Annotated in this window: 17 protein-coding genes; 6 read left to right on the top strand and 11 right to left on the bottom strand. The window is 62.8% G+C overall.

Annotated elements, in window-relative coordinates; genetic code table 11:
* Positions 1 to 10: 10 nt before the first annotated feature.
* Genes pgl through N911_RS0104295 form a run of 5 tightly spaced genes read right to left on the bottom strand, consistent with a single transcriptional unit; the run spans position 11 to position 4,947 of the window.
* Positions 11 to 718, bottom strand: a complete 708-nt coding sequence (gene pgl / locus N911_RS0104315) for a 6-phosphogluconolactonase (protein ID WP_035104330.1) — start codon at positions 716 to 718, stop codon at positions 11 to 13.
* Positions 715 to 2,280, bottom strand: coding sequence for a glucose-6-phosphate dehydrogenase (gene zwf / locus N911_RS0104310; protein WP_081859045.1), 1,566 nt, complete (start codon positions 2,278 to 2,280; stop codon positions 715 to 717). The genes pgl and zwf overlap by 4 nt, the downstream gene beginning before the upstream one ends.
* A gap of 7 nt (positions 2,281 to 2,287) precedes the next feature.
* Complete coding sequence (gene gnd / locus N911_RS0104305) at positions 2,288 to 3,193, bottom strand: phosphogluconate dehydrogenase (NAD(+)-dependent, decarboxylating) (RefSeq protein ID WP_029894685.1); 906 nt, start codon at positions 3,191 to 3,193, stop codon at positions 2,288 to 2,290.
* Complete coding sequence (locus tag N911_RS0104300) at positions 3,190 to 3,963, bottom strand: DUF547 domain-containing protein (protein ID WP_029894683.1); 774 nt, start codon at positions 3,961 to 3,963, stop codon at positions 3,190 to 3,192. Before N911_RS0104300 ends, gnd begins: the two co-directional genes overlap by 4 nt.
* 42 nt (positions 3,964 to 4,005) lie before the next feature.
* Positions 4,006 to 4,947, bottom strand: coding sequence for a DUF3047 domain-containing protein (locus N911_RS0104295; RefSeq protein ID WP_138774330.1), 942 nt, complete (start codon positions 4,945 to 4,947; stop codon positions 4,006 to 4,008).
* 54 nt (positions 4,948 to 5,001) lie between these two features.
* On the opposite strand from N911_RS0104295, the gene N911_RS0104290 reads away from it, so the two are divergent.
* The 4 genes from N911_RS0104290 to N911_RS0104275 are packed head-to-tail and all read left to right on the top strand — an operon-like array spanning position 5,002 to position 10,553.
* Positions 5,002 to 6,309, top strand: coding sequence for a phenylacetate--CoA ligase family protein (locus N911_RS0104290; protein ID WP_029894679.1), 1,308 nt, complete (start codon positions 5,002 to 5,004; stop codon positions 6,307 to 6,309).
* A 15-nt stretch (positions 6,310 to 6,324) separates the two neighbouring features.
* A complete protein-coding gene (locus N911_RS0104285) occupies positions 6,325 to 6,756 on the top strand; it encodes an ACT domain-containing protein (RefSeq protein WP_029894677.1) in 432 nt (143 codons plus the stop codon).
* A gap of 12 nt (positions 6,757 to 6,768) precedes the next feature.
* The gene (locus N911_RS0104280) at positions 6,769 to 8,196 is read left to right on the top strand and encodes an RtcB family protein (protein WP_029894675.1); all 1,428 of its coding nucleotides are present in this window, start codon (positions 6,769 to 6,771) and stop codon (positions 8,194 to 8,196) included.
* Between the two features lie 59 nt (positions 8,197 to 8,255).
* Positions 8,256 to 10,553 (top strand): hybrid sensor histidine kinase/response regulator, encoded by a 2,298-nt coding sequence (locus N911_RS0104275; protein WP_081859044.1) that lies wholly within the window; start codon positions 8,256 to 8,258, stop codon positions 10,551 to 10,553.
* Positions 10,554 to 10,641: 88 nt separating this feature from the next.
* On the opposite strand, the gene N911_RS0104270 is transcribed toward N911_RS0104275, so the two are convergent.
* The 5 genes from N911_RS0104270 to uvrB all read right to left on the bottom strand — a co-directional run bounded on the left by N911_RS0104270 (position 10,642) and on the right by uvrB (position 18,804).
* On the bottom strand, positions 10,642 to 12,465 hold the full coding sequence (locus tag N911_RS0104270) for a methyl-accepting chemotaxis protein (protein WP_051693907.1): 1,824 nt from the start codon (positions 12,463 to 12,465) through the stop codon (positions 10,642 to 10,644).
* Between the two features lie 145 nt (positions 12,466 to 12,610).
* Positions 12,611 to 13,387, bottom strand: a complete 777-nt coding sequence (gene dapB, locus N911_RS0104265) for a 4-hydroxy-tetrahydrodipicolinate reductase (RefSeq protein WP_029894670.1) — start codon at positions 13,385 to 13,387, stop codon at positions 12,611 to 12,613.
* A gap of 8 nt (positions 13,388 to 13,395) precedes the next feature.
* Entirely contained in the window at positions 13,396 to 15,741 is a 2,346-nt protein-coding gene (gene ligA / locus N911_RS0104260; protein WP_081859043.1) for an NAD-dependent DNA ligase LigA, read from the bottom strand.
* An 8-nt stretch (positions 15,742 to 15,749) separates the two neighbouring features.
* A complete protein-coding gene (locus N911_RS0104255; RefSeq protein ID WP_341860307.1) occupies positions 15,750 to 16,709 on the bottom strand; it encodes a potassium channel family protein in 960 nt (319 codons plus the stop codon).
* 91 nt (positions 16,710 to 16,800) lie between these two features.
* On the bottom strand, positions 16,801 to 18,804 hold the full coding sequence (gene uvrB, locus N911_RS0104250) for an excinuclease ABC subunit UvrB (RefSeq protein WP_029894664.1): 2,004 nt from the start codon (positions 18,802 to 18,804) through the stop codon (positions 16,801 to 16,803).
* Positions 18,805 to 18,893: 89 nt separating this feature from the next.
* Here uvrB and N911_RS0104245 point away from each other — a divergent pair, with 89 nt between their 5' ends.
* Entirely contained in the window at positions 18,894 to 19,376 is a 483-nt protein-coding gene (locus N911_RS0104245; protein ID WP_029894662.1) for a hypothetical protein, read from the top strand.
* Positions 19,377 to 19,378: 2 nt separating this feature from the next.
* Positions 19,379 to 20,416 (top strand): glycosyltransferase family 9 protein, encoded by a 1,038-nt coding sequence (locus N911_RS0104240; RefSeq protein ID WP_051693904.1) that lies wholly within the window; start codon positions 19,379 to 19,381, stop codon positions 20,414 to 20,416.
* A 41-nt stretch (positions 20,417 to 20,457) separates the two neighbouring features.
* On the opposite strand, the gene aat is transcribed toward N911_RS0104240, so the two are convergent.
* Complete coding sequence (aat, locus tag N911_RS0104235; RefSeq protein ID WP_029894659.1) at positions 20,458 to 21,156, bottom strand: leucyl/phenylalanyl-tRNA--protein transferase; 699 nt, start codon at positions 21,154 to 21,156, stop codon at positions 20,458 to 20,460.
* Between the last annotated feature and the right edge of the window lie 2 nt (positions 21,157 to 21,158).

Genomic DNA, 21,158 nt, shown 5'->3' with positions numbered 1-21,158 from the left:
AACGCTTTTTCTAGTCGGCCCGCACCAGCCACTCCACGGTGGCGGACGGGGCCACCCTGGCGGCGGGCACGCTCCGGTCCAGCTCGCCGCGCATGACGGCGTCCACCATCTTCTCCTTGCCCTTGCGCCGAACCAGCACCACAACCTTCCGGGCGGCCAGAATGAAGGGCATGCTCATGGAAACCCGGGGCACACGGGGATCACGGCCGGGCTCCTCCTCGGCCACGTAGAGCGAACCGTCCGCCTCAAGCGCCTGACTGCCGGGGAACAGCGAGGCCACGTGGCCGTCAGGCCCCATCCCCAGAACCACCAAGTCCAAAGCGGGCATCCCGTCTCCTCCGAAAAAAGCCCTGGTGTCGGCTTCAGCCTCTCTGACCGCCTCGCCCGCCCCCTTCTCGCCGGGGATGCGGTGGACGTTGTATTCAGACACGCCCACCCGCGAAAGGCAAAGAGAATCCGCGTTGAAATAATTGCTTCGGCTGTCGGCCGGGTCCACGCAGCGCTCATCCGTAAAGAACACGTGCGTTCTCTCCCAGTCCATCTCCCCCGGACTCTGGGCCAACGCCTCGAAAAGCGGCTTCGGGGTAGTGCCTCCTGGCACGGCCACAGTGAATATCCCTCGCTGCCCGACAGCCCCGGCACATGCCGTATGCATGGCCTGCACCGCGGCGAATACGAAGTCCTCCCGATTGTCGTACGTCTTCAGATTGGCGGTCATCGCAACTCCATGTCTTCCGGTATGACGCGTGAGGCTTCCTGGGGCCCCCAGGATCCCGCGCGGTAAAGATACAGCATGTTCCTCTCGCCGCAGGCATCGAGTATCGGCGTGAGGAAACTCCAGCAGAGGTTGACCCCGTCCTGCCGCCAAAAAAGCGTGTGGTCGCCCATCATCACGTCCAGCAGAACCTTCTCGTAGGCGTCCAGCACCGGGCCCTGATGCCCCTGGTAATAGTCGAAGTGCATAAGCACGCTGCGCAGGCACACCTTGGGTCCCGGCGCCTTGGTTTGGAAGGTCAGGCTGATTTCCTCGCGCGGTTGGATGCCAAGGGTAAGGCGGTTGGTCGTGATATGTTCGCCGAGAATGTGGCGGAACATGGAACAGGGCACTTCCTTGAACTGCACCGCGATCTCTGTGCGCTTCTCAGCCAGCCTCTTACCGGAAATGAGATAGAACGGAACTCCTTGCCAGCGCCAGTTGTCCAAGTGGACCTTCATGGCGGCGTAGGTCGGGGTGCGGGAGTCCTCGGCCACGCCTGGTTCGTCGATGTAGGAAGCGACCTTCTCGCCTTCCACCACTCCGGAAGAATACTGCCCCAACACGAGCCGATTCTCAAGCCGGTCCAGATTCATGGGCTGCAACGCGCCGTACACCTTGGTCTTTTCGTCGCGAACCCGCTCTCCCTCGAAAATGGACGGCGGCTCCATGGCGCACAGGGACAGCAACTGCATCATGTGGTTCTGGAACATGTCCCGCAGCACGCCGGCATGGTCGTAGTAGCCAGCCCGGTGCCCCACGCCCAGGCTTTCGGCAGCCGTGATGCGCACCGACTGAATGTAACGGCGGTTCCATATGGGCTCGAAGATGGAGTTGGCGAATCGCAGCAGGGCCACATTCTGCACCGTCTCCTTGGCCAGATAGTGGTCGATGCGGTAAATCTGATGTTCCTCGAAACTCTCGTGGAGTGCGGCGTCCAAGGCCATGGCCGAGTCCAGGTCATGACCGAAGGGCTTCTCCACCACCAACCGGGAGTACCCCTCATCGGGCGAACGCTCCCGGGTCATGCCGGCTCCGCCCAACCGGCTGGAAATCACCTTGTACGCCGTGGGAGGCACGGCCAAATAGAACACCCGGTTGCCGGCAAGCCCCATTTCCTCGTCAAGTTCGCCGAGAAACACCGCCAGCCGATCAAAAGATTCAGGCTTGGAGTAATCGATTGATTGGTAGAACACGTGCCTGGCCATGGCTTCCCAGTGGCCGGGCTGGCCACCGCCATTGGCCGCGGCTTCCCGCATCTTCTCGCGGAAGGCGTCGTGGTCCAACTCGCTGCGGGAGGCGCCAACCACGGCGAACCGCTCAGGCAGCCCGCCGCTGACGAAGAGATGGTGCAGGGCCGGAAAGAGCTTGCGCGAGGTCAGGTCGCCCGTGGCGCCGAAGATGACGATGCAGCAGGGCTCGGTAACGCGCTCCAGCAGACATTGGCCGGTCTCCACGCCGCCCTGGGCCTCGCCCTCGATGAAGGCGGAAGGCTTGTCGGGTATCCCCGTATCCTTTTTGGGCATGGTTCACCTACCTTTTCACGGCGTGCCCGCCGAAGGCGTGGCGCAAGGCGGCCAGCACCCGATCGGCAAAGGCGTTTTCCCGGCGGGAACGGAAACGCTCCATGAGCGAAAGGGTAATGACCGGAGCCGGGGTGCCGCTCTCCACGGCCTGCTGCACTGTCCACCGGCCTTCGCCTGAGTCCTCGACCCACCCCTTGATGGAATCCAGCCCCGGGTCCTCGCGAAAGGCATCCCTGGCCAGTTCCAGAAGCCAGGAACGAATGACGCTGCCGTGGTTCCAGGTTTCCGAAAGGGTTGAGTAGTCGATGCCCGCTGCGTATTCCGAGTCCTCCATGATGGCGAATCCTTCCGCGTAGGCCTGCATCATGCCGTACTCGATGCCGTTGTGGACCATCTTCACGAAATGTCCCGCTCCCGGGCCGCCGCAATGGATGTAGCCGCGCTCTGGGGCCAGGACCCGCAGTGCCGGTTCCAGCAGTCTGAAATCGTCCCGTGTCCCACCGGCCATAAGGCAGTACCCTTCTGTCAGCCCCCAGACGCCACCGCTGGTGCCCACGTCCATGAAGCCGACCCCCCGTTCACCCGCCTGGGCGGCTCTGAGCGGGGCGTCCTTGTACCAGGAGTTGCCCCCGTCCACGAGCAGGTCGCCTTTGGACAGCATGGGGAGCAGCGCGTCCACGTTCTCGTCCACCACTTCGCCAGCAGGGAGCATCATCCAGATGACTCGGGGCGTATCGAGTTCCGCCACCGTATCTTCAAGCGTTTCGACCGGCGTGACGCCCTTCTCCGCATCGGCCAGTTCCCTGGCCTTTTCGAAAGTCCGGTTGTACGCCACCACCTCGTGTCCTCCCCTGGCCAGCCGCGCGGCCATGTTGTAGCCCATGCGGCCAAGTCCGATCATTGCCAGCTTCATTTAGTGCCTCCCTTGCGGGCATCGTTGAGTGACCAGTCGTAGTCGATGTACTTCAACTCCAGATCATTCCCCACGGCCCCGATGCGGGAAGCCAACCCCTTGTCCGCGAAGCGTTTCACAAAGAGCGCTACCTCATCCTCGCCGCCCCAGTCCTCCTGGAACCAGTCGAATATTTCGCTGACATACAGCGTGCCTCCTTCCAGTCGTACATAGTCGGGATCGTTGATGGTGGCCCAGGTGCGTCGATCAAGTTGTTCATCAAGCCTGCCCGCGGAAAACGGTTCGTCCATGAGCTTGGGACAGCCCATGGAGGCGCAGTTGACCGCGAAGTGGATGCGCGGGTCATTGAATTCGGGACGCAGGATGTCGTGCTCGATGTGATCCAGGGAGACTTGATTCTCGTCCAAGGGGATGAATTCGATATCCCAAGGGCTTCCGAACCAGCCGCCGATGTCCTTGATGGAGTCCACCGGCCAGTGGTCGAGGATGAGCTTGAGGGTCCAGGCGTTATATGTGTTGATGAAAAACGCTTTACGTTCCAACCTGGGCAAGACGTCCGGTTCGGTCCTCGCGAGAACATCCAAATAGTTCGCGAGCTTCGCCTGATCCGCCCGCAATCCCTGGTAGTCCACCAAGCCGTCGGCCGTGACGTGCTCGGCCAGGAGGTCCGCGTACAACGAATTATCCACGCCGCCTTCCGCGGACAGCGGAAGACAGAGCAGGCAACACGTCAGAACAAGGATACTGAATGCCCGCGTTTGCTCCGCCATGTCGTCTCCCCTTCGTCCGAGGAGACGGCCGGGGCAGCCGCGTTACTCGGACGAAGCCGCGTTGGCCAGACTGGCGTTGGCGGCTTGGCTGGTATCCTTCCCCGGTTCATCCGGGGACTTCATACCTGATTCTATGCCTTCCCCATTGGCCGAAGGCAAGGGAGCGGCGGAAAACTCGATGAAATCGACGCAGGATACGGCCTCTTCCTCCGTGTCGTCGGAATCGGCGCTGACCATGAGGCGGGCGGTATGGGAAGGTTCCATGCCGAAGGCTTGGCGGTAATCCTCCAGAAGGTTGGCGCGTTCAACCATCCATTTGCCAACGTTCCCGCTGCCCTGTTGCTGCAGAACCAGGTTGATGAGATTGGACTCCCAATCCTCGATGATGCGGCCGTCGCGCTCTTGACTGCCCCACATGTAAATCAGGGAACTGCGCGGAGCGGCGTCGCCATAAAACGTCTTGAAAACATTGTACTTCATGCGGGCGAAAAAGCTCTCGAAATCCGGACCGGTGTCAAACAGGAGAAAGATCCGCAACGGGCTGTCGTCCGTATCCTTCTCCGTGATGTCGCCCTTTTCGTAGACGTTGCTCACTTTCCAGCGCCAAGTCATGTAGGGTGTCTCGTAAATGTCGATCGTCTTGTCGTAGAGCATGCCGGACATGGTGGCGTTGGCCGCCATCCGAAGCACCGAACCGTCGTCCTTCTCCACGATCTCGAAAACCGTGGGCTCGTTATTGGGAAACTCGATATGCTCGAACCCGTCGAGGTTGTCGAAGTCAATACGGATGGACGAGGCATCCCCGGACGCGGAAACCGGCGAAACTAGGCAAAGAAAAACAAGAAAAAAGAAGGTCTTGCGCATGGTTCTGATATCTTGAGGAAAGGGTTTGGCGTTGCGGGAGCCTCCCCTATCCCACGGCAAAGGGACGTTGGCAAGAAGAACCGGGAGGCATTCTTGACGTAGACCGGCGACTTCGGGCACTTAAATGAATTCGGGCATGCAGCTTGCCCTTTTTCATCCCGCCAAGGAGCCGCTATGTTGTTCGACGTCAAGAAGGAGACGATGCCCAGGGAGGAACTCGAGGCGCTGCAACTTTCCCGCCTCAAGAACCAGCTCGCCCGCGTCTACGCCAACGTTCCCTTTTACCGGAAACAGTTCGACGAGGCCGGGGTCAAGCCCGACGATGTGAGCAGCCTTTCCCAGCTCAACCTGCTTCCGTTCACCGAGAAGCAGGATCTTCGCAACCATTACCCCTTTGGCATGTTCGCCGTGCCAAGGGAAAACGTGGTTCGCGTACACGCCTCTTCCGGCACCACGGGCAAGGCCACCGTGGTCGGCTATACCCAGCGCGACATCGACACCTGGGCCGAACTCATGGCCCGTTGCCTGGCCATGGCCGGGGCCACCCCCAAGGACGTCATCCACAACGGTTACGGCTACGGCCTCTTCACCGGCGGCCTGGGCGCGCACTACGGCTGCGAACGGCTGGGCGCCACCACCGTACCGGTTTCCGGCGGAGGCACCAAGCGCCAAGCCATGTTGCTGCGGGATTTCGGAGCCGACTTCATCTGCTGCACCCCATCCTACGTGCTGCATCTGTACGAAACCGCTCTGGATATCGGAATAAACCTGGCCGAGTTGCCCCTCCGGGCGGGAATCTTCGGCGCCGAGCCCTGGACCGAGGAAATGCGCCATGACATCGAGCGCAAGCTGGACATCAAAGCCCTGGACATCTACGGGCTCTCCGAAGTCATGGGGCCGGGCGTGGGCATGGAATGCGCCGAGGCCCAGGCTGGCCTGCACATGCAGGAGGACCACTTCCTGCTGGAGATAATCGATCCAGTCTCCGGCGAACAACTGCCCATGGGGGAAACCGGCGAGCTGGTCATCACCACCCTGACCAAGGAAGCCATCCCCCTCGTTCGCTACCGTACCCGCGATCTGACATCCCTGATTCCCGAGCCCTGCCGCTGTGGCCGAACCTTCACGCGCATGAAGCGCATCATGGGCCGCAGCGACGACATGCTCATCATCCGTGGCGTCAACGTGTTCCCCTCCCAGATCGAGTCCCTGCTCCTTGAAACCCATGGCCTGACGCCCCACTATCAGCTCATCGTGGACCGCGCGGGCAGCATGGACACTCTGACCATCGAGGTGGAAGTGGACGAGGAACTCTTCTCCGACGAGATCAAGAACCTCCAGCGGCGCGAAGGGGAAATCCAGCGCAACATCAAGGATTTCCTCGGCGTCTCCGCCAAGGTGAAGCTGGTCGAGCCCCGCAGCATCGAACGCAGCCAGGGCAAGGCCAAGCGCATCCTGGACCGTCGCATCAACACGGCCTAACAAGCGAGGACGACAATGAAGGTCGATCAACTCTCCGTCTTTCTGGAAAACCGCGCCGGCCGCCTGGCCGAAGTCACCAAGGTCCTGAGCGACGCGAAGATCAACATCCGCGCCCTCTCCCTGGCCGATACCTCGGATTTCGGCATCCTGCGCCTCATAGTCTCCGATTTCGAGAAGGCCAAGAACGCCCTCAAGGACAAGGGCTTCACCGTGGGACGGACCTCCGTGGTGGCCGTGGAAGTGCCGGACACTCCGGGCGGCCTGCACAAACTCCTGGAAATGCTGGATAACGAGGACGTCAACGTGGAATACATGTACGCCTTCGTGCAGCAGAGCGGCCAGCACGCCGTCATCATCTTCCGCTTCGACCGCACCGACCAGGCCCTGCAGACCCTGGAGAAAAACGGTGTCCGCATCATACCGGGGGAAACCCTCTACGGCATGTAGGAGAACCTGGCCATGTCCGCCCTGGCGCGACTCGAGCGGCTGAACGACTTCGCCTGGCTCTTGCCGCGCACAGGGGGCATGCGCGTCGAAGGGGTGGTGCACATGGCCCCTGAGTTAGTGCGCCACCTCGACGACATCACCCTCGACCAACTGGCTGCCGCGGCTTCCCTCCCCGGCGTGGTTGGCCGCGTCCACGCAATGCCCGACGCCCACCAGGGCTTCGGCTTCCCCATCGGCGGCGTGGCCGCCTTTCATCCCAAGACTGGCCTCGTTTCCGCCGGAGCCGTGGGCTTCGACATCGCTTGCGGGGTCCGCACATTCCTGCTGGATTGTCCGGCCAGTGCGGTGCGCCCAAAGCTGGACAGCGTGGCCGACGCTCTCTTTCGCAACATCCCCTCTGGCACCGGCTCCTCCTCCAGGGGGCTCGACCTGAATGAGGACGAGACCCTGGACATGCTCCTGGGAGGCGCGGTCTGGGCGGTGAACGCGGGATACGGCGAGCCTGCGGACCTGGAGCGCATCGAACACGGCGGACGCCTGCCCGGGGCCGATCCCACCACCGTTTCCACTTCCGCCCTGCGGCGGCTCCAGGGACAACTGGGTTCACTTGGTTCCGGCAACCACTACCTGGAAGTCCAGGAGGTCGAATCGCCGGGTGATTCCGAAACCGCCTCGGGCTTCGATTTGCGCCGGGGAATGACGGCCGTCTCCATCCACTGCGGCTCGCGCGGTTTCGGCCACCAGATAGCCTCGGACTCCATGGCCCGCATGGAGGCCGAGGCGTCACGCCACGGGCTTGCCTCGTACGGCAAAAACCTCGCCGCGGCCCCGCTCGGCTCCCCCGCAGCCAACGACTACCTGGCCGCCATGGCCTCGGCGGCCAACTTCGCCTTGGCCAACCGGCAGGTCATATGCGCCCGGGCGCGGAATATCCTGGCCGACTTGCTGCCCGTAAGCCGCATGCCCCTGCTTTTCGACGTCAGCCACAACCTCTGCCTGTGGGAAAACCACGAACTCGGCGGCTCTCCGCGCTCCCTCCTGGTGCACCGCAAGGGGGCCACCCGCGCGCTGCCCCCAGGGCACCCCGACCTGCCCTCTTCCCTTCGCACCTGGGGCCAACCCGTACCGGTTGGAGGCAGCATGGGAACTGGGTCCTACATTCTGGCCGGAATGTTGGGCAATCCCGCTTTCCATTCCGCCTGTCACGGAGCCGGTCGCTCGCTTTCCCGCAGCCAGGCCAAAAAGCGGTACAAGGGGAAAAAGCTGCTGGGTGAACTCAAATCTCTGGGCGTGGTCGTTCGCAGCGGATCCATGTCCGGGCTGGCCGAGGAAGCCCCTGAGGCCTACAAGGACGTGGATGCCGTGGCCCGCTCCTCGGAAGGGGGCGGGCTGGCCCGAGTGGTGGCGCGCCTCCGGCCACTGGCCTGTATCAAGGGCTGATCGTCGTTGCCAAATTCCTTTCCCGAGGGTAGAACCCTGCCTATTCCTTGGAAATGCCCATGCCGGACAAGACGATCATGCTCATCGAGGACTCCCCGAAAGCGGCGGAAGCCGTCATGCGGGGACTGGCCGGGATCCCGGACATCCAGTTGCGCCATTTCGACAGTCTCGAGGGGACGCTTGCCGACAAGGCCCCCCAGTACGACCTCATCCTGCTGGGACTGCCCGAGGACGAAGAAGCCGCCAGCCGCATGATGCGCCGTGTGTTGTCCAATCCCACCGGCATCGGTGTGGTCCCCCTGCTCTTCGAGGAAAACGTGCGGCTTCGGGAACTCGCGGCCGAGCACGGCAGTGGCCATGCGCTCCTCAAGCGCGACGAATACGGCCCGGAACTGCTGGAAGCCGTGCGCTCCACCCTCGACTCCGTCGATACCCGGCAGCGCTCCCGCCCCACCCTGCCACCCGCCGGCAATCACTGGGTGGAAAAGATCATCGCCAACAACGCCGACGGCATCCTCATCATGGATGCTTCCGGACGGATTCTATTCGTCAACCCCGCCGCTATGGCGATTTTCGACATGCCGGCGGACGAACTGGTGGGGCAGCACTTCGGTTTTCCCGTGGTGGCGGGAGAATCAACCGAGATCGACGTATTCACCCGTCAGGGCCCCAAAGTCGTGGAAATGCGTGTGGTGGAGATCGAGTGGGACGGAGACACGGCCACCCTTTCCTCCCTTCGCGACATCACCGAGCGCAAGCGCATGGAGATGGAACTGGCCCGGGCCAAGGAGGAGGCGGAGGCGGCCAACCGCGCCAAAAGCGAGTTTCTGGCCAAGATGAGCCACGAGGTTCGCACTCCCATGACCGGCGTAATCGGCATGACCGAACTGGTGTTGGCCACCGATCTCTCCCCACAGCAACGCGATTACCTGGAGATGGTCCACCAGTCGGCCAACTCCCTCCTCTCCATACTCAACGACATCCTGGACTTCTCCCGCATCGAGGCGGGAAGGCTGGAACTGGACGAACGCCCCTTCGACCTGTTCAAGACCCTGGAAAGCTCCATCCAGATTTTCCGCAACCTGTCCCACAAGAAAGGGCTTGCCATGAAAAGCCTGGTGGAGGGATGGGTGCCCCGCAAGCTTGAAGGCGACCCGGTCCGTCTGCGCCAAGTAATAAACAATCTCCTCTCCAACGCAGTCAAATTCACCGACCAGGGGGAGATCATTCTGACCGTCTCGTTGGCGGAAGTCGTTGACCAGACACCGGAATCACCTGGGGATCCTGTCTGTCTGCGCTTTTCCGTGCGCGACACCGGCATCGGCATGTCCGAGCAGGAGCGCGAGCAAATTTTCGAAAACTTCACCCAGGTCGGCTCCGGTGAACGTCGCTCCCTCGGCTCCGGCCTTGGATTGTCCATTTCAAGACAGCTCGTGCGACTCATGGGTGGAGACATCTCCGTCCGCTCCGAGGAAGGCAAGGGGAGCGAGTTCCGTTTTACCGCCAACTTCCGCATTTCAGGCGAACGGACTGGGGGCAAAGCCGCGGCGACCGGAGGGGAGGCGGAACACGGCAGCATGCGCAAGCAGCGCATCCTGCTGGTGGAGGACAATCCGGTGAACCAGATGTACGCCGGGGAAATCCTCAGCCAGGAAGGACACCGCGTGGTGCCGGTCAACAACGGCCGCACCGCACTCAGCCATCTGGCCCGGGCCGACTACGACCTGGTCCTCATGGACATCCAGCTCCCGGACATCGACGGCATGGAAGTCACCCGGCGCATTCGTGGCGGTGAACAGGGCGTCCGCAATCCACACATTCCCATCATCGCCATGACCGCGCACGCCTTGCGAGGCGACAGGCAGCGTTTTCTGGAATCCGGAATGGACGATTACGTCTCCAAGCCCATGAACCTTGGCGAGGTCCTGGCGACCATGTCCAGGGTCTTGCGTGGCAGGGGCGAGGACGCTCCGAGTCGGGAGGAGGTCGACTCCGGGGATCATGGGACTGAAGAGGTCATGGACCGGGAATGGCTGGAACGGATGCGGCGCTCCCGCGCGGGATTCCTGCGGCGCATGTTCGACGTCTTCCAGCGGGAGGAACCTGCCCGGCTTGAGGAAATCCGGGAAGCCGCCGAACGGGAGGACTTCAACCGCCTCAGCTACCTCGCCCACTCCCTCAAGGGCGCGGCCACCACACTGGGAGCCATGTCCGTTGGAGAAAGCGCCAAACGGCTGGATCTCGCGGCGAGGGAACATGACCGGCGGGCCGTGACCGACAACCTCGCCACGCTGGAGCGGGATATGGACAACCTGCTCAACTTCATGCGGGAGTACTTGGCGGAAGAAAAATCCTAATGCCCTTTTCTCCAATAAAAAAAACCCGCCAAGCCGAGACTTGACGGTTTTTTTCACATTGGCCCTCTTTCGAACCGCCTGTTCGCGTCTACGGCTCCTGGCGGAGGCGTTCGACAGCCTGGCTCAACCTGCCGCTCAGCTCCGAGAGCCTTCCCGCGACTTCTTCGGCCCGGGCCATGCTCTGGGCCGTTTCACCGGATATGCGATCCACCTCCTCGGTGGCCTGATTGATCTCCTCGCTGGCGGCGGACTGTTCCTCGCTGGCCGTGGCGATGGAGCTGACTTGGGAGGCGGTCTCCTCCGCGTAAGCCACTATCTCCCGCAAGGCATCGCCGGAATTCCTGGCCTGTTCCGTGCTACGCTCAACTGACCGCCCCGCCTGCTCCGTAACGTCGAGGCTGGTTCGGGTCACTTCCTGAATCCCCTGGATTGCCTCGGAGACCTCCTTGGTGGCGCCCATTGTCTTCTCCGCCAATTTGCGCACCTCGTCGGCCACCACTGCGAAGCCGCGCCCCGCATCGCCCGCGCGAGCGGCCTCGATGGCCGCGTTGAGCGCCAGCAGGTTGGTCTGGTCCGCGATGTCCTCAATAACGGTGATAATTCGACCGATGCCCTCGGCGCGCTCACCCAGGCGCTCCATGTGCCCGGCAAGCTCCCGGGTCTGGTTCTGCACAGTGGATATGGCTTCCATGGCCTCCTCCACGACATCCCGCCCCTCGTCGGCTTTGACTCGCGTCTTCTCGGAGTTTTCCGCGGCCTGTGAGGCGTTCCGGGCCACTTCCAGCACGGTGGCGTTCATCTCCTCCATGGCTGTGGCCGTTTCCTTGCTGCGGTCGCTTTGCCTGGAAGCTCCCCGCGCCGCTTCGGCAGCCAAACGGGACAGGTCGGACGTTTCCCGTGAGAGCTGATCCACAGCCTCTTCCATGAGGTCGGCGGCCTTCGCCATGCCATCCTTGCGAGCTTGTTCGGCCTCGCTTCTGGCCGCTTCGGCGTCATTCATGCAGCTTACGGCCCGTTCCGCTTCGGCATCCGCCTTGTGCTTCTCCTCCTCGGCCTCGTGCAGGCTTTCCCGCAGCTTGCCCACCATGGAGCGGATGGACTCCATGAGCACCAGCATTTCATCCTTGAAGGCCCCCCGAGGTTCGGCTTCAAGATCACCCTTGGAAACACGGCCCGCGTATTCCACCAGCCTGCTAAGCGGACTGGTCAGCATGCGCCGCAAGGCCAGGAATATGGCCGCCAGCACAACCAGGCCGATGAGGCCGGCCTCCATGGCTGTCTGATGCGACAGCTCGGAAAGCTTGTCCCGGAAGGCGGTCCGCTTGCTGGCCACAACGCCTTCAAGCTCGTCCACATAGGCCCCCATGCCCACTACCCATCCCCATGGCTGGAATCGTTTAACGTGGGAAAGCTTGGAGAAATTCTTTTCCTGGTCCGGCTTGGGCCACATGTATTCCACGAACCCGCTGCCGCCGTCGCGCACTGCCTCGACCATCTCCACAAAGAGCTTCTTGCCCTCGGGGTCCTCGAACCCGCTGAGGTCCTGGCCGTCGAGCGAGGGTTTTATGGGATGCATGATCATGCGGGGGTGCATGTCGTTGACCCAGAGGTAGTTGCCATCCTCCAGCCGCATGGCGGCAATCATGTCCAGAGCGGCTTGTTTGGCCTGATCTTCGGACATCTCTCCAGCTTGGGCCCGCCGGTGGAACTCCTCCACAAGAGAATAGGCCAACTGCACCTGATCGCTCAATTTTTCCCTGGCTCGGGAGAAGATAAAGTCCGCGTCCTCTTGAACCTGGCTCTCCGCGAAACGATTCAGGTTGGCGGTCAACGTGAAGATGACCACTCCGGCGAGCACCGCCAGGGATGCGGCCACAAGCAGCAGAACCTTGAAACTGAGTCGGCTTTTCATGCGCTTTCCCCCTCTTTCAATGCCTTCCAGCGCTACCTTGCTCATAACACCAGACCAAGGAGGTCGGAAAGCCGCTCGGCGAGAAAAAAGCCGCGCCCACCGATTGGCGGGCGCGGCTTGAGAGCAGCCATCAATATCGAACTGGCTAGAACATGTCGGGCATGCTGTAAAGTTGGCCTGGCTGTTTGCCGCTGAGCCACTTTGCGGCCCGCAGGGCGCCCTGGGCGAAGGTCTCACGGGAATGGGCCCGGTGGGTGATCTCGATGCGTTCGCCTGGGCCGAGGAAATACACGGTGTGGTCCCCCACCACGTCGCCGCCGCGCACGGTCATGACGCCCAACTCTTTCTTGGGGCGCGGTCCGATGATGCCCTGGCGGCAGAAGGCGCCCTGCTCGCTCACGGTCCACCCCCTTGCCCGGGCCAGGCAGTCGGCCAGTTTGATGGCCGTGCCGGAGGGAGCGTCCGCCTTCTTGTTGTGATGGATTTCGGTGATCTCCAGGTCATAGTCCTCGCCCAGCTTTCGCACGAGGTCGGGCAGGACCTGCAAGAGCACATTGACGCCCACGCTCATGTTCGGGGCCCAGAAAATAGGCACGTCGCGAGCGATGGTCCGCAGTCGGGCCGACTGCTCATCGCTCAGCCCGGTGGTGCCCACAACCGCAGCGAGACCGGTCCCGGCCAGGGATTCAGCCAAGTGCATGGTTGCTTCGGGGGCGGAGAAGTCCACTACCACCGCGCCCGAAGGCGGCGAAAGCTCCCCCACCTCCCCGGCGACAGGACAATCGAGGGCGGTGAGCTTCTCCGAATCCGTGTGCCGGTCAACGACCCCGGCCAATGCAAGGCCCGGATCGTGAAGCGCCAGATTGACCAGGGTCTGCCCCATGCGGCCTGCCGCGCCGTGAATGATGACGGGGATGCTCATTTCTCCTCCTAGGTGTCTTCGGGGGCTTTCTCGGACGAACGCCCGGACCCTTCATGGCAGAGGCTTTGGAAGGTGGCAAGGTCTATGACCTCCACGCCGAGCGATCGCGCCTTGTCCAGCTTGGAGCCGGGCTTTTCGCCAGCTACCAGGTAGTCCAGGCTCTTGGAGACGCTTGAGGCCACCTGGGCCCCGGCCTCTCTGGCCGTGGCCTCGGCCTGAGAGCGGGTGAGTCCGCTCAGGGAGCCGGTGAACAACACCTTTTTGCCGAGCAACGGCCCGGGCTCGCCGGGAGATGCCCCCTCCTCCGCACTGGGCCACAGGCCAATCTCCCGAAACCGCTCCAGGAGCCGCTGGTTACGCTCGTTGGCGAAAAACTCGGTGACGGACAGGGCGATTTCCTGTCCCACACCCTGAATGGACTCGATATCCTTTTCGGATGCCTTGGCCAACGTGTCCAGGTCCTTGAATTTTTCCGCCAGTAGCCGAGCCACCTCCGCGCCCACGTGGCGGATACCCAGGGCCCGTAGCAGTCCGGACAACGTGGCCTCGCGGCGGGCCTGCTCGATGCCGGTGACGAAGTTCTCGGCCAGCTTCGGCCCCATGCGGTCCAGTTCCAGCAAATCGGACTCGCGAAGATGGAACAGGTCAGCCGGACTTTCGATCATGCCCCGCTCAACGAGCGTCTCGATCCATTTGCGGCCCACCCCCTCGATGTCCAAACCAGCCTTGGAGACAAAGTGAATGATCCGTTGAAGCCGCATGGCCGGGCAAGCGATATTCACACAGCGGACGATTTTGACCTCGCCCTCCTTGTCCGCCTCTTCCACAACTTCCTGCCCGCAGGAGGGGCATTCGGAGGGAAATTCATATTCCCGCTCTTCCCCGGTGCGCTTGTCTGTCAACGCCCGCAACACCTCCGGAATGACGTCCCCTGCGCGCTGAATGAGGACGTGATCGTCCAGGCGCAGGTCCTTCTCCCGGATGTAGGGCCTGTTGTGCAGGGTGGCCGAGGAAACTGTCACGCCGCCCACCTCCACCGGGTCCAGCTTGGCCACGGGCGTCAAAACGCCGGTTCGGCCCACCTGCACCTCGATGTCGCGCAGCACGGTTTCCGCCTGATGGGCGGGAAACTTCAAGGCAAGGGCCCAGCGAGGAGCGCGGGAGGTGAAGCCCACCACCGCCTGCAGATCCCGGGCGTTGAGCTTGGCCACCAAGCCGTCGATTTCGTACGGCATCTCCTCACGCTCGCGGCCCAATGCCTCAAACCGCCCGGCCACTTCGCCGGGTTTCTCGCACAATCCAGCCTGGGGCGGCACCGCGAAGCCAAGCGCCTCAATGCCCTTCATAACCTCAGCCTGTGTCGTCCAGCGTTGGCCGCCATCCGGCCACTCCACCCTGCCAACGCCATACCCCATAAATCGCAACGGACGGCGGGCGGTGACTTTGGAATCCAACTGGCGGACGGACCCCGCCGCCGCGTTGCGCGGATTGGCGAAAATTTTCTCCCCGCGTTCCTCCTGCCTGGCGTTGAGATCAAGGAAGTCCGCCTTGGACATGATGACCTCGCCGCGCACTTCCAGCAGCGGCGGGACATCCTCGCCGCGCAGGTTCAGCGGCAAGTTGGACACGGTGCGCATGTTCACCGTGACATCCTCGCCCGTCACTCCATCGCCGCGCGTCGCGGCCCGCTCCAAGCCGCCGTCGCGGTAAATGACCTCCACGGCCAGGCCGTCCAGCTTTGGGTCGATCCAGAACTCGCCCAGCACGTCCGGCATGCGCTCCAGGGTCTCGTCGCGCAGGGCGCCCAGCACGGCGCCGCCGGCCTCTCCGCCAAGCAGCCCCCCCCCTCCTCCGGCCTCCCGCAAGGCCAAGCGGAAGCCCTCAGCGAAAACGCGCCTCGCCTCCGCCGCCGAAGCCGCATCCAGACAGCGTTCAACCGCCTCGCGAAGACCCCGCCGCAGCTTCTCTCGCCGTTTATCCTCCAAACGGTCCGCTCCGGCTTCCTCTATGGCTCGCCGGGTTAGCTCTTCCTTGAGAAAGCGTGGGACCCTGGCCGCGAAATCCTCCCATTCCCCGATGGTCATGGCGTTGTCCAGGGAGTACATGCGCAGGGCGTGGCGATAGTGCTCCAGGGAATCCAGAGGAGCCGCGCCCACACGCCTGGTAGGCGAATTGGGATCGTCCAGCTCCGGGAAACGTCGTTCCAGGTCCTGCAATTCGCGAAAGAGCGCGTCGTACTCCGCGTCCGTTATCTCCGGCTCGTCCAGGACGTAATAGAGATGGTTGTGGCGTTCCAACTCGCGCCGTAGCCACTCCGCGCGTTGGTGCTGGTCTTGGGTCGTTTTGGGGGCCATGGTTCCTTCTAACTGATTTCACCGGTGCAGAGCTTGCGCAGCTCGACCATGTGCTCGTTGCTGCCCACGGTGATGAGGGTGTCGTCCTGGTTAATGACTGTTTCCGGTCCGGGATTGAACAACATCTGGCCGTCCGGCTTCTTGATACCAATGATGATTGCGTTGAAGCGCGGGCGGATATTGGATTGGATCAGGTTCTTCCCCGCCAGTTCGGAAGATGGCGCCACCCTGTGCTCCTCCATGACCAACTCCATGTTGCCGCCCATGGACTGCTCAAGCAGGTTGGTCACGGAGGGGCGGAGCACGGTCTGGGCCATGCGCAGCCCGCCTATGACGTGGGGCATGACCACACGGTTGGCTCCGGCCCGCTCCAGTCTGGGAATGTGGGTGGCATTGTCCGCCCGGGCGATGATGTTGAGGTTCGGGGCCAGTTGACGCGCGGTGAGGGTGACGTAAACGTTAGCCGCCTCCTGGGTAAGCGCCGTGATGAGCGACCTGGCCCGGTACAGTCCGGCTTGCTCCAGCACTTCGTCCGAGGTGGCGTCGCCCTTGATGTGCAGGATGCCCTCCCCACGAAGCCGCTCGACGATGGCCTCGTCCCGCTCGATGACCACCACCGGATGCCCCTCGCGCCTGATCTGCTCGACCACTACGCTGCCAATGCGGCCGTAGCCGCAAACGATGAAATGGTTCCGCTGGCCTTCGATCATGTGCAGCAGTCTCCGCTTGGCCAGAAGGCTCTGCAGTCGGCCTTCCACCAGGATTTGAGTAAACGTGCTGAGGATGTAGGCGAAGCTGCCCACCCCGCCCAGGATGAGAAAGGAGGTCAGCAATCTGCCTTGCGGAGACAGGGGGTTGACCTCCATGTAGCCAACCGTGGAGAGGGTGACGACCACCATGTAAAAGGAATCGAGGAGATTCCACCCCTCGACCCACATATACATGGCCACTCCGGCGGAAAAAACCATCGCCAGCCCCAGAAAACCCATTATCAAAGGCCACAGTGGACCGTACCGGGTCCTGAAGGCGACTACGCGCGCGGAGAGGGATTTCCCCATGTCACTCCACTTCCAGCAGGATGTCCTTGAGGCGGGCTATTTCGTCCCGCAGACCCGCGGCGCGCTCGAACTCAAGATCCTTGGCCGCTTGCCGCATGTCGCGTTCCAACTTCCGCACCCGCTTGGCGATGGCCTTGGGGTCCCCCCCGTATTCCGAGGCTTCCTCCGCGACCTTGGCCAGCCGCTCTTCTTCTCCGCCGGGGTACAGGTTTTCCAGGACGTTTTCCAGGTTCTTGCGGATGGTCTGGGGAGTAATGCCGTTTTCTTCGTTGTATTCCAGCTGTTTGGCTCGGCGTCGCTCCGTTTCCAGAACAGCGGTCCGCATGGATTCGGTAATCTTGTCGGCGTATAGCAGGACATGGCCGCCCACGTTGCGGGCGGCCCGGCCGAAGGTCTGGATGAGGGAACGGGTGGAACGCAGAAAGCCCTCCTTGTCCGCATCCAGAATGGCAACCAGGCTGACTTCGGGGATGTCCAGCCCCTCGCGCAGGAGGTTGATGCCCACCAGCACGTCGAATTCCCCTCGCCGCAGAGCGGAAATGATGGACATGCGTTCCAGAGTGTCGATGTCCGAGTGCAGGTAGCGCGCCTTGACCCCCATGGAAGTCAGGTACTCGGTCAGATCCTCGGCCATGCGCTTGGTCAGGGTGGTGACGAGCACACGTTCGTCCCGCTTGACCCGCTCCTTGCACTCGGCCATGAGGTCGTCCATCTGTCCCTTGGTGGGCCGCACGTCGACCTCGGGGTCCACCAGTCCGGTGGGCCGGATGATCTGTTCCACAACCCGTTCCCCGGATTTCTCCCGCTCGTAAGGGCCGGGCGTGGCAGAGACGTATACCACCTGGTTGGTGCGGTGGGTGAATTCGTCGAAGCTGAGGGGGCGGTTGTCCAAGGCCGAGGGCAGCCTGAAACCGAAGTCCACCAGCGTCCGCTTGCGGGAGATGTCGCCGTTGTACATGCCCCCCACCTGGGAGACGGTGATGTGCGATTCATCCAGGAACAGCAGGAAATCCTCGGGGAAGTAGTCCAGCAGGGTGGAGGGCGGCGAGCCTGGCGGACGCCCGTCCAGGTGGCGGGAATAGTTCTCGATGCCGTTGCAGTAGCCCAGCTCCTCGATCATCTCCAGGTCGAGATTGGTGCGCTGCTCGATACGCTGGGCCTCGATAAGCTTGTTCTCCTTGTGGAAATACCGGATGCGCTCGCCCAGTTCATCGCGGATGTCGTCCATGGCCCGGTTGAGGTTGCCCCGGTCCGAGACATAGTGCGAGGCGGGGAAGATGACCGTCTTGCCCAGACGAGAGACCACCTCCCCGGTCAGGGGATCGGTCTCGAAAACCTCGTCCACCTCGTCGCCGAAGAATTCCACACGCAGGGAGCGCTCCCTGGTGTAGGCGGGAATGATTTCCAGCACGTCGCCGCGCACCCGGAAGGTGCCGCGTGTGAAGTCGTAGTCGTTGCGCTCGTAGTGGATTTCAAGCAGCCTGTGGATGAGCCGGTCGCGGGAGAGCTGCTGCCCGGCCTCGATGGGCACCACCATCCGCGAGTAGTACTCCGGCGAGCCAAGGCCGTAGATGCAGGACACCGAGGCCACTATGAGCACGTCCCGCCTGGTGAGCAGGGCGTGCGTGGCGGCGTGGCGCAGCTTGTCAATGTCGTCGTTGATCTGGGAATCCTTCTCGATGAAGGTGTCAGAGTGCGGCAGGTAGGCTTCGGGCTGGTAGTAGTCGTAGTAACTGACGAAGTACTCCACCGCGTTCTCCGGGAACAGCGCCCGGAACTCGTTGTAGAGCTGCGCGGCCAGGGTCTTGTTGGGAGCCATGACCAGGGTTGGCCGGTTGGTCTGGGCCACGACATTGGCCATGGTGAAGGTCTTGCCGGAGCCTGTCACGCCCAGCAGAACCTGGTCCGTGGCTCCGGATTCCACTCCGCCCACCAGGCTCTGGATGGCCTCCGGCTGGTCGCCCGTTGGTGTGTAGTCGCTGACGAGTTTGAATCGCTGGCTCATGGTTCGTCCAAAGGTTGCTCTTTTCAGTCGCGCCGGATTATGCAAAGGAATCCGCCACACGACCGCATTGAGCCGAAAAGGAGGGTAGCATGGAGATCGACGTCATTGAACATGATTTTCCCCCGGAAATCGACCGGGGTTTCACTGTTTCCATGGTCATCAAAAGCTTCAAGGGGCGCAAGGACGTTGAGGTCCATCTCTTCCGCCCGGAATGGGACGCCACCGAGGAAAAGGAAGCCATGTGGGAACGCCTGCTGGGCGCACCCATCGAACAGGGCCGCACCGAGCCGTCCGGCTCCCGCAAGGTGTACATGGAGAGCTTCACCCCGTTCGAGCGGGACCGCGTGGTTGCATACCTCGCCGAGGTATACGCCGACAAGCTGAAAAGCATCACCGCGCAACCCCTGACCTTCCCCATTCCCTTGGGCCTGACCGCCCTGAGCGACGTGCCCGAGGGCAAGGACATCGGCCTCATCCGCTTCGAGAAGATCCCCAGCTACACGCTGGACGTGCCCCTGCACGGGCTTTACGATCTTTCGCAGCACGAGCCCATCGCCGAAGCCCAGGAGTAGCCGTGCCTCCGAGGCCGCCACGCCTTCCAGATAAACCGCGCATCCTGGTCTGCCAATTGCGGCAGATCGGGGATGTGCTGTTGTCCACTCCGGCCGTGCGCATGCTCAAGAAACGCTGGCCGGAGGGGACAATCCATTTCCTCACCGAAAAGAAATGCTCCCCGGTCCTTGAAAACAACCCGGACATCGACGCCATCTGGGAACTGGACAAGAAGGCGCTCTCCCACTTCGGCAAGGAATTGGCCTTCTCCTGGAAAGTGGCCCGGCAGAACTACGACCTGGTGGTGGACTTCCAGCAACTGCCCCGCATTCGCTGGGTGGTGGCCTTTTCCGCAGCCAAGGTGCGTTTAAGCTACTCCCCGCCGTGGTACACCAAGAGCCTCTACACCCACTCCGCCTGCATGGACCCGGGCTACGCGGCCATGGCCAAGGCCAGCGTGCTCAAGCCCCTGGGTCTCGTATGGGAAGGGGAGAGGCCCAGGATTCACCTGCTTCCGCTGGAGCGGGCCTGGGCCGGTCACTTCCACCAGCAGCACGGGCTCACGGAAGAACACGCCGTCATCACCCTCGACCCCACCCACCGCAGGGAAACCCGCCGATGGCCCGCCGAACACTTCGCCAGCATGGTGGACATGGTCGCGGAGAAACGGCCCGACGTCCGTTTCGTGTTGCTACACGGCCCGGGTGAGGAGGAAGCGGTGCGGCCCATTACCGAAGGCGTGGCCCACCCGGAAAATCTCATCGTGCCGGGCCGCGTGCTGAACCTGCGGGAGATGGCCGCGGTCATCCAAAGCGCGCGGCTGCACGTGGGCACCTGTTCCGCCCCACGCCACATGGCCGTGGCCGTGAACACGCCGTCCCTGGTGGTGCACGGCTCCACGTCCGACGCCTGGTCTTTCCCCTCGGAGGAACACCAGACCATCGCCTCACCCCTGCCCTGCCGCCCCTGCAACGAGAACGTCTGCCCGGAGGGGCACATCGCCTGCCTGCGCGATTTGGACCCGGAGATCGTGGCCGACGCGCTCCTGGGCCGTATCTAGCGGGTTGCTCATCCGCCGGGCGGGAAAGCCCGGCATGGAAATCAGCAGTACAGGCTGGCCTGGCGACTCCAGGAGCCGCGCCGCGTTGGGCCCTCCAGGGCCGCGCCCAGCTTTTCCATGAACTCCTCCCTCGGCACTTCCGTCGCGCCGAAAGCGGTCATATGCGGCGTGGTCTGCTGGCAGTCGATGAAATCGAAATCCCAGGCGGCCAGCAAGCGGCAGAGCCGAACGAAGCAGGCCTTGGAAGCGTTGGGTTCCAGATGGAACATGGATTCGCCGAAGAAGGCGCGCCCCAGGGAGACGCCGTACAGGCCGCCCACCAACTCCCCGCCGCACCAAGCCTCCACGCTGTGGGCCAGACCCAGGTCGTGTAGGTGGCAATAGGCCTCGATCATGTCGCTGACAAGCCAAGTACCCTCCCCTTGCGGGCGGGGCGTCTTGGCGCAGCCCGCCAGAACCCGCTCGAAGGCGTGGTCGAAAGTGACCGTGAATGGCTCGCGGTTCAGGCAGCGCCGCAGGGAGCGCGAGACGTGCACTCCCTGCGGCGTGAGAAGTGGCCTGGGGTCGGGGGACCACCAGAGGATGGGCGTATCCTCGCCGTACCAGGGGAAAATCCCCCGGCAATAGGCGGATACGAGTCTCTCCAAAGAAAGGTCCCCGCCCACGGCCAGCAGCCCGTCGGGCTCGGCCAGGGCGGGGTCCGGGAAGAAGGGTTCGTCGCCCAGCAGAAAGACGGTCATGG

The sequence above is a fragment of the Desulfohalovibrio reitneri genome (assembly GCF_000711295.1).
Lineage (GTDB): Bacteria > Desulfobacterota > Desulfovibrionia > Desulfovibrionales > Desulfovibrionaceae > Desulfohalovibrio > Desulfohalovibrio reitneri.
Note: the sequence above shows the minus strand (reverse complement) of the source record. Positions and strands in the feature narration are given on the sequence as shown.